10 protein-coding genes and 2 pseudogenes are annotated in these 13,885 nt (G+C 74.2%); 6 read left to right on the top strand and 6 right to left on the bottom strand.

Going from position 1 to position 13,885, the window contains the following annotated elements:
• The first annotated feature begins 370 nt into the window (after nucleotides 1–370).
• The 3 genes and pseudogenes from BS72_RS30095 to BS72_RS38970 all read left to right on the top strand — a co-directional run bounded on the left by BS72_RS30095 (nucleotide 371) and on the right by BS72_RS38970 (nucleotide 1,997).
• Nucleotides 371–1,456, top strand: coding sequence for a hypothetical protein (locus BS72_RS30095; RefSeq protein WP_063836169.1), 1,086 nt, complete (start codon nucleotides 371–373; stop codon nucleotides 1,454–1,456).
• A gap of 45 nt (nucleotides 1,457–1,501) precedes the next feature.
• Nucleotides 1,502–1,660, top strand: a pseudogene (locus tag BS72_RS39675) (hypothetical protein); the annotation flags it as partial.
• A 73-nt stretch (nucleotides 1,661–1,733) separates the two neighbouring features.
• Nucleotides 1,734–1,997, top strand: a complete 264-nt coding sequence (locus tag BS72_RS38970) for an NUDIX domain-containing protein (RefSeq protein ID WP_232792577.1) — start codon at nucleotides 1,734–1,736, stop codon at nucleotides 1,995–1,997.
• 129 nt (nucleotides 1,998–2,126) lie between these two features.
• On the opposite strand, the gene BS72_RS30085 is transcribed toward BS72_RS38970, so the two are convergent.
• A complete protein-coding gene (locus BS72_RS30085; RefSeq protein WP_037915005.1) occupies nucleotides 2,127–2,840 on the bottom strand; it encodes an SDR family oxidoreductase in 714 nt (237 codons plus the stop codon).
• An 89-nt stretch (nucleotides 2,841–2,929) separates the two neighbouring features.
• Here BS72_RS30085 and BS72_RS30080 point away from each other — a divergent pair, with 89 nt between their 5' ends.
• The gene (locus BS72_RS30080; RefSeq protein WP_037915004.1) at nucleotides 2,930–3,739 is read left to right on the top strand and encodes a helix-turn-helix transcriptional regulator; all 810 of its coding nucleotides are present in this window, start codon (nucleotides 2,930–2,932) and stop codon (nucleotides 3,737–3,739) included.
• A 73-nt stretch (nucleotides 3,740–3,812) separates the two neighbouring features.
• On the opposite strand, the gene BS72_RS30075 is transcribed toward BS72_RS30080, so the two are convergent.
• The 5 genes and pseudogenes from BS72_RS30075 to BS72_RS30055 all read right to left on the bottom strand — a co-directional run bounded on the left by BS72_RS30075 (nucleotide 3,813) and on the right by BS72_RS30055 (nucleotide 9,925).
• Nucleotides 3,813–4,829, bottom strand: a complete 1,017-nt coding sequence (locus BS72_RS30075) for a LacI family DNA-binding transcriptional regulator (protein ID WP_107498916.1) — start codon at nucleotides 4,827–4,829, stop codon at nucleotides 3,813–3,815.
• 172 nt (nucleotides 4,830–5,001) lie between these two features.
• Nucleotides 5,002–6,110, bottom strand: a pseudogene (rhaS, locus tag BS72_RS30070) (rhamnose ABC transporter substrate-binding protein).
• Between the two features lie 197 nt (nucleotides 6,111–6,307).
• Nucleotides 6,308–7,363: an ABC transporter permease gene (locus BS72_RS30065; protein WP_051951835.1), complete on the bottom strand. Its 1,056-nt coding sequence runs from the start codon at nucleotides 7,361–7,363 to the stop codon at nucleotides 6,308–6,310.
• Nucleotides 7,356–8,408 (bottom strand): ABC transporter permease, encoded by a 1,053-nt coding sequence (locus tag BS72_RS30060; protein WP_037915000.1) that lies wholly within the window; start codon nucleotides 8,406–8,408, stop codon nucleotides 7,356–7,358. Before BS72_RS30060 ends, BS72_RS30065 begins: the two co-directional genes overlap by 8 nt.
• Entirely contained in the window at nucleotides 8,405–9,925 is a 1,521-nt protein-coding gene (locus BS72_RS30055) for a sugar ABC transporter ATP-binding protein (protein ID WP_037914998.1), read from the bottom strand. The genes BS72_RS30060 and BS72_RS30055 overlap by 4 nt, the downstream gene beginning before the upstream one ends.
• Nucleotides 9,926–10,243: 318 nt before the next feature.
• On the opposite strand from BS72_RS30055, the gene rhaI reads away from it, so the two are divergent.
• Nucleotides 10,244–11,410, top strand: a complete 1,167-nt coding sequence (rhaI, locus tag BS72_RS30050) for an L-rhamnose isomerase (protein ID WP_037914996.1) — start codon at nucleotides 10,244–10,246, stop codon at nucleotides 11,408–11,410.
• A 224-nt stretch (nucleotides 11,411–11,634) separates the two neighbouring features.
• A complete protein-coding gene (locus BS72_RS30045; RefSeq protein ID WP_051951834.1) occupies nucleotides 11,635–13,707 on the top strand; it encodes a bifunctional rhamnulose-1-phosphate aldolase/short-chain dehydrogenase in 2,073 nt (690 codons plus the stop codon).
• The last annotated feature ends 178 nt before the right edge of the window (nucleotides 13,708–13,885 follow it).

The following is a 13,885-nucleotide window of genomic DNA, read 5'->3' as shown; positions in this document are numbered from 1 at the left end:
CGCACTCCTTCTGCGGCCGCCCTGCCCGGCGTTCCGGCGGCGGCCAACGGCACCGCGCAGGGCCTGTGAAGCCCTGACGGCGTAAACGGCAGGACGCCCGGCCAGCCCGGGCGCGCTCAGGATAACCGAGTGCTCCCGCCCGCCTCAGAGGCCCCCGCGGCCTCCGGACGAGGCGCGGACGAAGGGACGGCAGGCGGAAGGCGGAAGGCGGACGGGAGGGCTGCCGGGAAGGACGGGCCGGAAGCCGGCCGGCGCCGGCGACACCGTGAGGCGCGGCGAGGCGGACAATCACCACCGGACGGGGATCATCGCCGCATAATGCCGTGAACGGTGTCGTTTCCCGGTGTCCTCGTCCGCGGCGGAGGTCCCCATGGCCACAGCGGTGCCGCCCGGCGACGGGCGGAGGCCGGACCGTGGGCGGGTGCGGCGGGTGCGGCGGTTGCGGAGCCGGGCGGAGGAGGCGCGGCACACCGCCGAGCGGCGCTTCCCGGTGATCACCGAGCTGACCGCGCGGCTGCTGTCGGTGAACGTGCTGGACGCCGCCACCCGGCTGGCGGCCCAGCTGTTCCTCACGGCCGTTCCGTTCATCGTGGTCACCGCGGCCTTCGCGCCCCAGTACGTCCGCTCCCACCTGGCCGACTCCGCGCAGGACCTGTTCGGGCTGAGCGGGGCCTCCGCCACGCAGTTCCGCGAGGTCTACCAGGCGGGCGGCGCCGACACCGCGACGGTCCGGCAGGCCACCGGCTGGATCGGACTGCTCACCGCGCTGCTGGCGGCGACCGCGACCAGCCGGGCGGTGGCGCGGGTCTGCGAGCGGGCCTGGCGGCTGCCCCGGGCGTCCGCCCGGCTGGTGGCGTGGCGGTGGTTCGTCTGGATTCTGGCGTGGGTGGCGGTCCTGGTGCTCCAGGGGCCGCTGCGCGGCGGCGTCGGGGCGGGGCCGTGGCTCGGCGTTCCGCTGATCTTCCTCACCGACGTCCTGGTGTGGTGGTGGACGCAGCACCTGCTGCTGGGCGGCCGGATGCGCTGGCTGCCGCTGCTGCCGGGCTCGGTGCTCACCGCCGCGGCGATGACCGCGGCCTCGGTCACCGCCAGCGTCTACATGCCGACCGCCCTCAACCGCAGCCTGGCCACGTACGGTCCGCTCGGCGCGGTGTTCGCGGTGCTGTCCTGGCTGATCGCGGTGTGTGCGGCGCTGACCTTCACCATCACCGCGGGCGCGGTCCTCGCCACCGAGCCCCCGCTGGCCCGCCTCCTCGGCGGCCGGGACGGCGGCCCGCACGACCGCCCCGGCGCCGCCGACGACCCGCGCGAAGACCCCGACGGCGATCCGTACGACGACTCGTACGGCGGCGGGCCCGTCGGACGCGACGTCCGCGCAGGCGGACCCCGGGACGGGGAGGGCAGCCGTCCGGGCCCCGACAAGCCGCGGCACCGGCCCCACGGCCCCCGTCGGTAGGGTCGGCGGGCGGGCCGGGCCGTACGGCCCGGCTGTCGAAGGGCGGTGCTCCGGGCACCTCCGGGAGGGTGCGGACCAGTGGACGGTGAACGGTTCGGAGTGGGTGGCAGCGGTCTGGAGCAGCGCTCGCGGGTGTCGGCGTACGCGGTCGCCGTGGACGAGGGGCGGCTGCTACTGACCCGCTTGTCCTCGGCCTCGACCGTCTTCGCGCCGGGCCTGTGGCACCTGCCCGGCGGCGGGGTGGACCCGGGCGAGCGAGCAGCCCGCGGACGCGCTCGTGCGCGACCTGCGCGAGGAGACCGGACTCCAGGTGGCAGAGGCCCGGCTGGCCGACGCCCGCAGCTACGTGGAGGTACGCGGCGGGGTCGAGTGGCACGTCGTGGCGCTGTTCTACCGGGTGCGCCCGGCACCGGGACCACTCTCCGTGCAGGAACGCGACGGGACGACGGCCGAAGCCGCCTGGACGCCCGTGGCGGAGCTGGCCTCTGACCTGCTCTCCCCGCCGACCGCCGACGCGCTCGGACTGCTGGCCGCGGACTGACCGCGGGCAGGCCCGGCCGACGACAGCGAGCAGCCGCCGGACCCGCCCACCGCGAGAGCCCGCCGCCGGACACGGGCGCGTCCCGGTCCGGCGCCAGGCTCACCCCGGGACCCGCTCAAGGGGACCGGCTCACCAGGGGACCGGGGTGCCGTCCCAGTCGAAGAAGCCGGCGGTGGGGCCGTCCTCGGGGAGCAGGGCCAGCCGCACGGCGCCGGCCGCGCCCTCGGCGGGGTCCCCGTCAGCCGCGGCGGCCCGCGGGTTCAGGCCGGTGCGGCGCAGGCCGGGAGCCAGGGCGTTCACCTTGAAGCCCTCCGCGGCCAGGGACTGCGCGTAGAAGACGGTCAGGGCGTTGAGCGCGGCCTTGGAGGAGCGGTAGGCGGCGCCCCGACCGTTCGCGTCGAAGACCGGGTCGGGGCCGGTGCTCCGTCCCAGGGAGCCGGTACCGCTGGAGATGTTGACGATCCGGGGCGCGGTCGAGCGGCGCAGCGCGGGCAGGAAGGCGTTGGTGACGGCCAGCACGCCGAAGAGGTTCACCTCGTAGGTGCGGCGGAAGAGGTCCGGGGTGCTCTCCCCGGGCGCGCCGTCGTCGAGCATCACGCCCGCGTTGTTGACCAGGACGTCGAGCCGTTCCACCTCGGCGGCGGCCCGCTCGACGCCGGCCGCGTCGGTGACGTCGACAAGCAGCGGGCGGGCGCCGTGGCCGATCTCCGCGGCGGCCCGCCGGCCGCGCTCGGGGTCGCGCGCGCCGACCAGGACGGTCAGGCCCGCCTCGGCGAGCTGCCGGGCGATCTCCTTGCCGATGCCGGTGTTGGCGCCGGTGACCAGGGCTGTGGAAGTGTTCATGGTGTCGACGATGCCCCCGCCGGCCGGGGGCAGCCAGGCACAACCTGTACCCGGCTGTGTGCGGCGGCGGGGGGCGAGGAGGTGGCGCGATGCCACGGCAGGAGCTGGCCCGTTTCCTGCGGGAGCGGCGTGAGGGGATGCGGCCCGCCGAGTCGGGGCTGCCCCCGGGCGGCCGGCGGCGCACGCCGGGCCTGCGCCGCGAGGAGGTGGCGGGGCTCGCCCACCTGTCCGTGGAGCACTACGCGCGGCTGGAGCAGGCCCGCGGTCCGCGTCCCTCGGCGCGGGTGCTGGCCGGGCTGGCGGGGGCGCTGCGGCTGGACGCCGCCGAGCGGGCCCACCTGTTCCGGCTGGCGGGGGTCGTGCCGCCGCCCCCGCCGGGACCGCCGCGGCAGGTGCGGCCGTACGTGGCGGACCTGCTGCGGCGGCTGCCGTGGACCGGGGCGGTGGTCACGGACGCGGCCTACGACGTGGTGGCCTACAACCAGCTGGCGGAGGCCCTTCTGGGCGGCCTGGCCCGGCATCCGAACCTGGCCCGGCGCCGCTTCCTGGGCGGCGGCGGCCGGCAGACCCGCGAACCGGCGGACGATGCCGAGGAGTTCGGCGGCTACGCGGTGGCCCGGCTCCGAACGTCCGTCGAACGGTACCCGGACGATCCACGGCTGGCCGGGCTGGTGGCCGAACTGCGTTCGGGCAGCGGTGAGTTCGCGTCGCTGTGGGAGGCCCGCCCGGTGCGCGCGCCCGGCCACCGGGTGAAGACGCTGGACCACCCCGGAGTGGGGCCGCTGCGGGTCGAGTGCGACGTGCTGCCGCTGCCCGAGGACGACCAGCAGGTCGTCTTCATCACCGCCGAGCGCGGCTCGGCGGCGGAGCGGGCCTTCCGCCGCCTCGCGGGGGCCTGACGAGGCCGACCCCCCGCCCCGCTCCCCGGCCCGCTCGACGTCCCGCTCGCCCGCCCCGCTCCCCGGCCCCTGTTCAGCGCGGCGGCAGGCTGGAGCCGCGGACGACCAGTTCCGGCTGGAGGACGACCTGCCGGTGCTCGTGCCCCTCCGCCGCCGAGGTCTCCTCCAGCAGCAGCTCCGCCGCGAGCCGCCCCATCGCCACCGCGGGCTGCCGGACCGAGGTGAGCGGGACGGCCGCCGCCGCGGCGAACTCGATGTCGTCGTAGCCGACGATGGCCATCTGCTCGGGGACGCTGACCCGCGCCGCGAACAGGGCCTGGAGCACACCCAGGGCGAGCAGGTCGTTGGCGCAGAAGACGGCGGTGGGGCGCGGGGACAGGCCCAGCAGCCGGGCCCCGGCGTCCCGGCCGGCCGCCACGTCGAGGCGTTCGGCGGACACCTCGGTGAGCGCCTCGGCGGGCAGGCCGGCCTCGGCCAGCGCGGTCAGCGCACCGGCCCGGCGGTCGCGGACCTGCTGGAGTTCGCCGGGGCCGCCGACGTACACGATCGAGCGGTGGCCGACGGAGAGCAGGTGCTGGACGGCGAGCCGGCCGCCGACCACGTCGTCCACCGACACCGAGCAGCCGGCGGCGTCCTGCGAGACGCGGTCGACCAGGACGAAGGGGATCTTCTGGCGGCGCAGCGCGTCCAGGCTGCGCCCGCTGGCGTCGACAGGGGTGACCAGCGCCCCGCGCACCCGCTGCTCGGCGAAGAGCGACAGGTACTCCGCCTCCTCGCCGGTGCTCTGCGCGCTGTTGCAGACCATGACGCCCAGGCCGGCCTGGCGGGCGGCCCGCTCGGCGCCCTTGGCCACGTCGACGAAGAACGGGTTGCCCATGTCGAGCACCAGCAGCCCGACGATCCGGCTGGCGCCGGCCCGCAGTTGGCGCGCGGACTCGCTGCGGATGTAGCCGAGCTTGTTGATGACGGACTGCACCCGGGTGCGGGTCTCCTCCGACACCAGGTCCGGGCGGTTGATCACGTTGGACACGGTGCCCACCGACACGCCGGCCTGCTGGGCGACGTCCTTGATGCCGACCATGGACTCCACTTTCGTCCCACCCGCCCGAAGCGGGGCTTATTGAACGTATTCAATCACAGTGCCCGATGATCTCCGCACTCCGGCGTGAATCGATTCACATCGACGCAGGCCGGAGCACGGGCCGGCCGGGCGCGGGCCGCGCACCAGCCGGAGGGGCCGGGGACGGCTCCGCGGGGGGGGTTCAGAAGTGGTACTGGCCGATGTCGGACTTGTCGAAGACGGTCGGCTTGCCGAGGTTGACGACGCTGTCCTGGCCGATGGTGAACGAGCCCATGTCGCCGGCCGTGAAGGTCTGCCCGGGCGCCCGGTGATCTGCCCGGAGGCGAGCGCGACGGCGGCGTACCCGGCGAGCGCGCCGAGCTTGGCCGGGTCCCACAGTTCGAAGGACTGGACGGTGCCGTTGGTCACGTACGCGCGCATGTCGTTGGGCGTGCCGAGGCCGGTGAGCTGGACCTTGCCCTTGTACTTCGAGCCGGCCAGGTACTGCGCGGCGGCCTTGATGCCGACGGTGGTCGGGGAGATGATCCCCTTCAGGTCCGGGTACTGCTGGAGCAGCCCCTGCGTCTGCTGGAAGGACGCCTGCGGGTCGTCGTTGCCGTAGGCGATCTTGACGAGCTTGATGTCCTTGTACTCGGGCTTCTTCAGCTCGTCCTTCATGTAGCCGATCCAGGTGTTCTGGTTGGTGGCCGTCTGGGCGGCCGACAGGATCGCGATCTGGCCCTTGTTCCCGATCTGCTTGGCCATCAGCTGCACCTCGGTGCGGCCGAGGTCCTCGGCGCTGGCCTGGGAGACGAACAGGTCGCGGCAGTTGGTGTTGGTGTCGGAGTCGTAGGTGACGACCTTGACGCCGTTCTTGCGCGCCTGGTTGAGCGCGGTGCACAGCGCCCCCGGGTCCTGCGCGGACACCGCGATGGCGCTGACCTGCTGCTGGGTGAGGGTGTTGACGTACGAGACCTGGCCGGCGGTGTCGGTGCCGCTGCTGGTGCCGACCTCCTTGTACTTCTCGCCCAGCGCCTCCACGGCCGTCTTGCCGCCGCTGTCGGAGCTGGTGAAGTACGGGTTGTTGACCTGCTTGGGCAGGTAGGCGATGGTCAGGCCCTTCTTCAGCGCGGCGCCCGGGTCGGCGGTCGCCGAAGCGGCCGCCGAGGTGCCGCCGCCCGCCGCGTTGTCCGCGTCGGTGGACTTCTTGGTCGTCCCGCCGCACGCGGTGGCGCCCAGCGCCACCAGGGAGACGACGGCGACCGCGGCGAGGGCGCGGGTACGGCGGGCGGTCGTGGGTGTGACGGACATGCGGGGTTCCTTTCGCTGCCGCACGGCAGGGTGGCCGTCGGGCCGGTGGAGGTTCGGAGGGTCGCGGGCGGGCGGGTCGGCCCGGGCGAGGAGGCCGCCGGGGCCGGGAGGCCGGCCCGGGCGGTGAAGGGATGGAGCTGAGGAGCGTGGAGCGGAACAGAACAGGGCGGGGCGGGGCGGGCGGAGCGGGTGCGGTGTCAGCCGGCGGCGGGCACCGGGGTCGCGCCGGGCGGGGCAGTGGAGGCGGCGGTGGTGCGGCGGGCGCGGGCGGCGCCGATCCGGCGGGCGACCCGCGGCGCGAGGACGGAGACGACCAGCAGCACGCCGGTGACCACGGTCTGGGACTGGGCGGAGACGTTGACCAGGCTCATCACGTTCTGGAGCGCGCCGAGCAGGAACACCCCGGCGACGGCGCCGCCGAGGGTGCCCCGGCCGCCGTCGAAGTCGATGCCGCCCAGCAGCACCGCGGCGATGACGGACAGTTCGAGTCCGGTGGCGTTGTCGTATCGGGCGCTGGCGTAGTGCAGGGCCCAGAAGACGCCGGTGAGGGCGGAGACGGTGCCGGTGGCGACGAACATCGACAGCTTCAGCCGCTTCACCCGCACCCCGGCGAACCGCGCGGCCTCCTCGGAGGCGCCGACCGCGAACAGCGAGCGTCCCACCGGGGTGGCGTGCAGCACCAGGACGGCGACGGCCAGCAGCACCGCCCACGGCACCGCGGCCTGCGGGACGAAGGTGCCGCCGATCCGGTCGGAGGAGAAGGTGAGGTACTGCTGCGGGAAGTCGGTGACGGAGTTGGAGCCGAGCACGATCTGCGCGATGCCGCGGTAGGCGGCCAGGGTGCCGATGGTGACGGCCAGCGAGGGCAGCCCGAGACGGGTCACCAGCAGGCCGTTGACCAGGCCGCAGACCACGCCGAGCAGCACGCACAGCGGGATGATCGTCTCGATCGACATCCCCTCGTTCCACAGCTTGCCCATCACCGCGCCGGACAGCCCCACGGTGGAGCCGACCGACAGGTCGATCTCGCCGGAGACGACCAGCATCGTCATGGGCAGCGCGATCAGTGCGATGGGCAGCGTGTTGCCGATGAGGAACGACAGGTTGAGCGCGTTGCCGAAGTTGTCCACGAAGGTGAAGGAGCACAGCAGCAGGACGACGAGCAGCACGCCGACGGCGGTGTCCCAGCGGACGGCGTCCCGCAGGTGGAAGCCGTGCCGGCCGGCGTCCGGCGCGGGGGTCGGGTCAGCCATGGTGGGCACTCCTTGTCTGTGCGGCCCTCTTGCGGAGCAGTGCGGCGACCCGCAGCGCGACCACCCGGTCCACGGCGATGGCCAGCAGCAGCAGGACGCCGTCGATGGCCTGCACCCACACCGAGCTGACGCCGATGGAGGGCAGCACGCTGTTGATCGAGGTGAGCAGCAGGGCGCCGAGGGCGGCCCCGTAGACGCTGCCGGAACCGCCGGTGAAGGCGACGCCGCCGACCACGACCGCGCTGACGACGGTCAGTTCGTAGCCGTTGCCGGTGCCGGAGTCGACGTTGCCGAACCGGGCGAGGTACAGGGCGCCGGCCAGTCCGGCCAGGGCGCCGCAGGCGACGTAGGCGGTCAGCAGCCGCTTGCGGACGGCCACGCCGGCCAGCCGCGCGGCCTCGGGGCTGGAGCCGAGCGCGTACAGGTCGCGCCCGCTGCGGTAGCCGCGCAGGTAGGAGGCCGCGACGACGAGCACGGCCGCGGTGAGCAGGGCGAGGTAGGGGACGGCGCCGAGGCCGTCGTGGCCGAACCCGACGAAGCCCGAGGGCAGGTCGGCGGCGGTGATCTGGCGGGAGCCGAACCAGACGGAGTCCAGGCCGCGGATGATGTAGAGGGTGCCGAGGGTGACGACGAGGGCGGGCACCTGGCCCAGGCTCACCAGCAGGCCGTTGACGAGGCCGAAGCCGGCGCCGATGGCGACGGCGATGACGATCGCGAGCACCGGGTTGCCGCCGCCGCGCAGGAACTCGCCCGCGGCGAAGGCGGTGACGCCGAGGGTGGAGCCCACCGACAGGTCGACGTTGCGGGTGATCACCACCATCGACTGGCCGACGCCGACCAGGACCAGGATGGTGGCGTTGAGCAGCAGGTCCTTGATGCCCTGCTCGGACAGGAAGGCGCTGTTGTCCAGCTGGGTGGCCAGCAGCATCAGCACCAGGACGACGAGGATGGCCAGTTCGCGGACCTTGAGCACCCGGTCGAGGAGGCCGCGGCCGGCGGTGGCGGGGCCGGCCGGCGCCGCGGCCGGCTTGGCGGTCATGGTCATGCTGCGCTCCTCGCCCGGCCGGTGGCCGCGGCCATGACCGTCTCCTCGGTGGCGTCGGCGCGCGCGATCTCCGCGGTGAGCCGGCCCTCGTGCATCACCAGCACCCGGTCGGCCATGCCCAGGACCTCCGGCAGGTCGGAGGAGATCATCAGGACGGCCAGTCCGTCGGCGGCCAGTTGGGACAGCAGCCGGTGCACCTCGGCCTTGGTGCCGACGTCGATGCCGCGGGTGGGCTCGTCGACGATGAGCACCCGGGGGCTGGTGGCCAGCCACTTGGCCAGCACCACCTTCTGCTGGTTGCCGCCGGAGAGGGTGCCCACCAGGTCGGCCAGCCGGGCGTACTTGACCTGGAGGCGCAGCGCCCAGTCCACCGCGCGGCTGCGTTCGGCGCCGCGGTCCATGACGCCGGCCCGGCTGGTGGCGCGCAGACCGGTGAGGTTGATGTTCCGGGCGATGGACATCTCCATCACCAGGCCCTGGGCGCGGCGGTCCTCGGGCACCAGGGCCAGCCCGGCGGCCATGGCGAGACTGGGCGCGCCGGGCTTCAGGCGGCGGCCGTCGACCTCCACCTCGCCGGCGTCCCAGCGGTCCACGCCGAACACCGCGCGGGCGACCTCGCTGCGGCCGGCGCCGACCAGTCCGGCCAGCGCGACGATCTCGCCGTGCCGGACCTCGAAGGAGACGTCGGTGAAGACGCCCTCGCGGGTGAGCCTGCGCACCCCGAGGGCGACGTCCCCGATGCGCGCCTCCTGCTTGGGGTACAGCTCGTCGAGGTCGCGGCCGACCATGCGGCGCACCAGGTCGTCCTCGGTGAGGCCGTCGACGGGCTCGGTGGCTATCCAGGCGCCGTCCCGCAGGGTGGTGACGCGCTGGCACAGCGCGAAGACCTCCTCCAGGCGGTGCGAGATGAACAGCACCGCGGCGCCGGCCTCGCGCAGCGCCCGCACCACGCCGAAGAGCCGGGAGACCTCGCTGCCGGTGAGGGCGGCGGTGGGCTCGTCCATGATGAGCACCCGGGCGTCGAAGGAGAGCGCCTTGGCGATCTCGACCAGCTGCTGGTCGGCGATGGACAGGCCGCGGGCGGGCTGTTCGGGGTCGAGGTCGACGCCGAGGCGGGCGAACAGCGCGGCGGCGGCCTCGCGGACGGCCCGGTGGTCCACCCGGCCGAGGGAGCGGCGGGGCTGGCGGCCGACGAAGATGTTCTCGGCGACCGACAGGTCGGGGAAGAGCGTGGGTTCCTGGTAGATCACCGCGACTCCCGCGTCGCGGGCGTCGGCCGGCCCGTGGAGGACCACGGGGTGACCGTCGATCAGGACGCTGCCGCTGTCCGGCCGGTGCACCCCGGCCAGCGTCTTGATCAGCGTCGACTTGCCGGCGCCGTTCTCGCCCGCCAGGGCGTGCGCCTCGCCCGCGTACAGCCGCAGGGAGACGTCGCGCAGGGCTCGTACCGCGCCGAAGGACTTGCTCACCCCCTCCAGCGCGAGGACCGGAGTCCGTTCCGGTGCGGGGTCGGTCATGGCCACTCCTGGGTCTCCCGGTGTGCATCAGCCGTGAAATGTTTCAATTGATTTGCCGGGACGTTAGCCCTGCCCCGTCGGCCCGTCAAGACTTCCGGCACGCCCGGTCCGGCCCGGCACCGCTCCGAACTGGCCTCGAACCCGTCAACCCGAGGATTTTCCCTTCACTCAAAGGTGCTTGAGGGTTGCCTGGAGCGGCGATGACACGATTCAATAACAGCCCCCGCGCCCCGGCCGCACTCGCGCGCCGGGGACATTGACAGCGCACAACCCCCGCCATAGGGTTCGCGCTAAATGAAACGATTCACAGAGGTTGCCATGACAGACCTGTCGGCCGTGAAGGCGGCGCTGAAGGCCCAGCGGATCGAGACCCCGTCCTGGGGCTACGGCAACTCGGGCACCCGGTTCAAGGTGTTCGCGCAGGCCGGGGTGCCGCGCGACCCGTACGAGAAGCTGGCCGACGCGGCGCAGGTGCACGCGACCACCGGCGCGGCGCCCCTGGTGTCGCTGCACATCCCGTGGGACCGGGTCGACGACTACGCGGCCCTGGCGGCGTACGCCAAGGAGCAGGGCGTGGCGGTCGGCGCGATCAACTCCAACGTCTTCCAGGACGACGACTTCAAGCTCGGCTCCGTCACCCACCCCGACCCGGCGGTGCGCGCCAAGGCCCTGGCGCACCTGCTGGAGTGCGTCGACATCATGGACGCCACCGGCTCGCGCGACCTCAAGCTGTGGTTCTCCGACGGCACCAACTACCCCGGCCAGGACGACGTGACGGCACGTCAGGGACGGCTGACCGAGGCGCTGTCCGCGGTGTACGAGCGGCTGGGCGAAGGCCAGCGGATGCTGCTGGAGTACAAGCTCTTCGAGCCGTCCTTCTACACCATGGACGTGCCGGACTGGGGCACCGCCTACCTGCACTGCGCCCGGCTGGGCCCGAAGGCGCAGGTGGTGGTGGACACCGGGCACCACGCGCCGGGCACCAACATCGAGTTCATCGTCGCGCTGCTGCTGCGCGAGGGCAAGCTCGGCGGGTTCGACTTCAACTCCCGCTTCTACGCCGACGACGACCTGATGGCCGGGGCCGCCGACCCGTTCCAGCTCTTCCGGATCATGCACGAGGTGGCCAAGAACGGCGGCCTGCGGGAGGAGACCGAAGTGGCCTTCCTGCTGGACCAGTGCCACAACATCGAGGAGAAGATCCCGGCGGTGGTCCGCTCGGTGATGAACGTCCAGGAGGCCACCGCCAAGGCGCTGCTGGTCGACCAGGACGCGCTGCGCGCCGCGCAGACCTCCGGCGACGTGCTCGGCGCCAACGCGGTGCTGATGGACGCCTACAACACCGACGTCCGCCCGCTGCTGGCCGAGGTCCGCGAGGAGCAGGGGCTCGCCGCCGATCCGGTCGCGGCCTACCGGGCCACCGGCTACGGCGAGCGGATCAGGGCGGAGCGGGTCGGCGGGCAGCAGGCCGGCTGGGGCGCCTGAGCCACCCGGCCGGCCCCGCCCCCGCTCGGGCCCCGCCCCCGTGCTCTCCCGCCCGGCCGCCCCGCCCCGGCCGGGCGCCCGCCGCCAGGTCGGTCACGCCCGTTGCGCGGAGGGGGTCTCCGCGTACCGCTCACCCGTACCCGCTCCCCGCCGCCACCCGCTCCCGATCCCGCCGCCCACGCCGCACCCGCCGCCGTAGAACCGCTCCCGCGAAGGACACCTCGATGGCCTCCACCCCGCACCAGGACCAGCACCAGGACCAGCAGCACCCGGCCGTCGCAGCGCTGCTGGAGCGCTCGCACCGGCTGGGCGCCGACCCCCGCAACACCAACTACGCCGGCGGCAACACCTCCGCCAAGGGCCTGGCGCCCGACCCCGTCACCGGCGCGGACACCGAGCTGATGTGGGTCAAGGGCTCGGGCGGGGACCTCGGCACCCTCACCGGGCCGGGCCTGGCCGTACTGCGGCTGGACCGGCTGCGCGCGCTGGCGGACGTCTACCCGGGGGTGGACCGCGAGGACGAGATGGTGGCCGCCTTCGACTACTGCCTGCACGGCCGGGGCGGCGCGGCGCCGTCCATCGACACCGCGATGCACGGCCTGGTCGACGCCGCCCACGTCGACCACCTGCATCCCGACTCCGGCATCGCACTGGCCTGCGCGGCCGACGGCGCGGCGCTGACGAAGGAGTGCTTCGGCGACCGCGTGGTCTGGGTGGACTGGCGCCGGCCCGGCTTCCAGCTCGGCCTGGACATCGCCGCGGTCAAGGCCGCCAACCCGCAGGCCGTCGGGTGCGTCCTGGGCGGGCACGGCATCACGGCGTGGGGCGCCACCAGCGAGGAGTGCGAAGCCAACTCGCTGTACGTCATCCGCACCGCCGAGGCGTTCCTGCGCGAACGCGGCAGGGCCGAGCCGTTCGGCCCGGTGCTGCCCGGCTACGAGCCGCTGCCCGAGGCGGAACGGCGCGAGCGGGCGGCCGCGCTGGCCCCGCTGCTGCGCGGCCTGGCCTCCACCGACCGCCCGCAGGTGGGACACTTCGCCGACGGCGACGAGGTACTGGACTTCCTCTGCCGCGCCGAGCACCCGCGGCTGGCAGCCCTGGGCACCTCCTGCCCCGACCACTTCCTGCGCACCAAGGTCCGCCCGCTGGTCCTGGACCTGCCGGCCACCGCGCCGCTGGAGGAGGCCGCGGCGCGGCTGCGCGAGCTGCACGCCGAGTACCGCGAGGAGTACGCGGCCTACTACCGGCGGCACGCCGAGCCCGGCTCCCCCGCGATGCGCGGCGCCGACCCGGCGGTCTTCCTGATCCCGGGCGTCGGCATGTTCACCTACGGCAAGGACAAGCAGACCGCCCGGGTGGCCGGCGAGTTCTACGTCAACGCCGTCAACGTGATGCGCGGCGCGGAGGCGGTCTCCCGGTACCAGCCGATCGAGGAGGCGGAGAAGTTCCGCATCGAGTACTGGGAGCTGGAGGAGGCCAAGCTGCGCCGGATGCCCGCGCCCAAGCCGCTGGCCACCAGGATCGCGCTGGTCACCGGGGCCGGGTCCGGCATCGGCCGGGCCATCGCGCATCGGCTCGCCGCCGAGGGCGCCTGCGTGGTCGTCGCCGACCTGAACGCCGAGGGAGCGCGGACCGTCGCGGAGGAGATCGGCGGGCCGGACCGGGCCGTCGCGGTCTCCGTCGACGTCACCAGCGAGGAGCAGATCGCCGAGGCGTTCAGGGACGCGGCACTCGCCTTCGGCGGCGTCGACCTGGTCGTCAACAACGCGGGCATCTCGATCTCCAAGCCGCTGCTGGAGACCACCGCCCGCGACTGGGACCTCCAGCACTCGATCATGGCCCGCGGCTCCTTCCTGGTCTCCCGGGAGGCAGCGCGGGTGATGGCCGAGCAGGGCATGGGCGGGGACATCGTGTACATCGCCTCGAAGAACGCGGTCTTCGCCGGCCCCAACAACATCGCGTACTCCGCCACCAAGGCCGACCAGGCCCACCAGGTGCGGCTGCTGGCCGCCGAACTGGGCGAGCACGGCATCCGCGTCAACGGCGTCAACCCCGACGGGGTGGTGCGCGGCTCGGGCATCTTCGCCGGCGGCTGGGGCGCCAAGCGCGCCGCGGTCTACGGGGTGCCGGAGGAGAAGCTCGGCGAGTTCTACGCCCAGCGCACCCTGCTCAAGCGGGAGGTGCTGCCCGAGCACGTCGCCAACGCCGTCTTCGCGCTGACCGGCGGCGACCTCACCCACACCACCGGCCTGCACGTGCCGGTGGACGCGGGCGTGGCCGCCGCCTTCCTGCGCTGACGCCCGCGGCGGCCCCGCCCAACCCGTCCCGACCGCCGTGTCCCGACCGCGGTCCCGACCGCCGTGTCCCACCCCGCCGTCCCGCCCGCCGGTCCGTGCCCCGGGCCGGACCGGCGGGCGGGACGAGCCCGTACCCGGCGGCGCCCGGCGCGCCGCCCCTCCCCCGCCGAGGACGCCC

The organism is Actinacidiphila yeochonensis CN732 (assembly GCF_000745345.1).
GTDB classification, from domain to species: Bacteria; Actinomycetota; Actinomycetes; order Streptomycetales; family Streptomycetaceae; genus Actinacidiphila; species Actinacidiphila yeochonensis.
The sequence above is the reverse complement of the archived record's forward strand: the minus strand, read 5'-3'. Positions and strand labels throughout refer to the sequence as shown.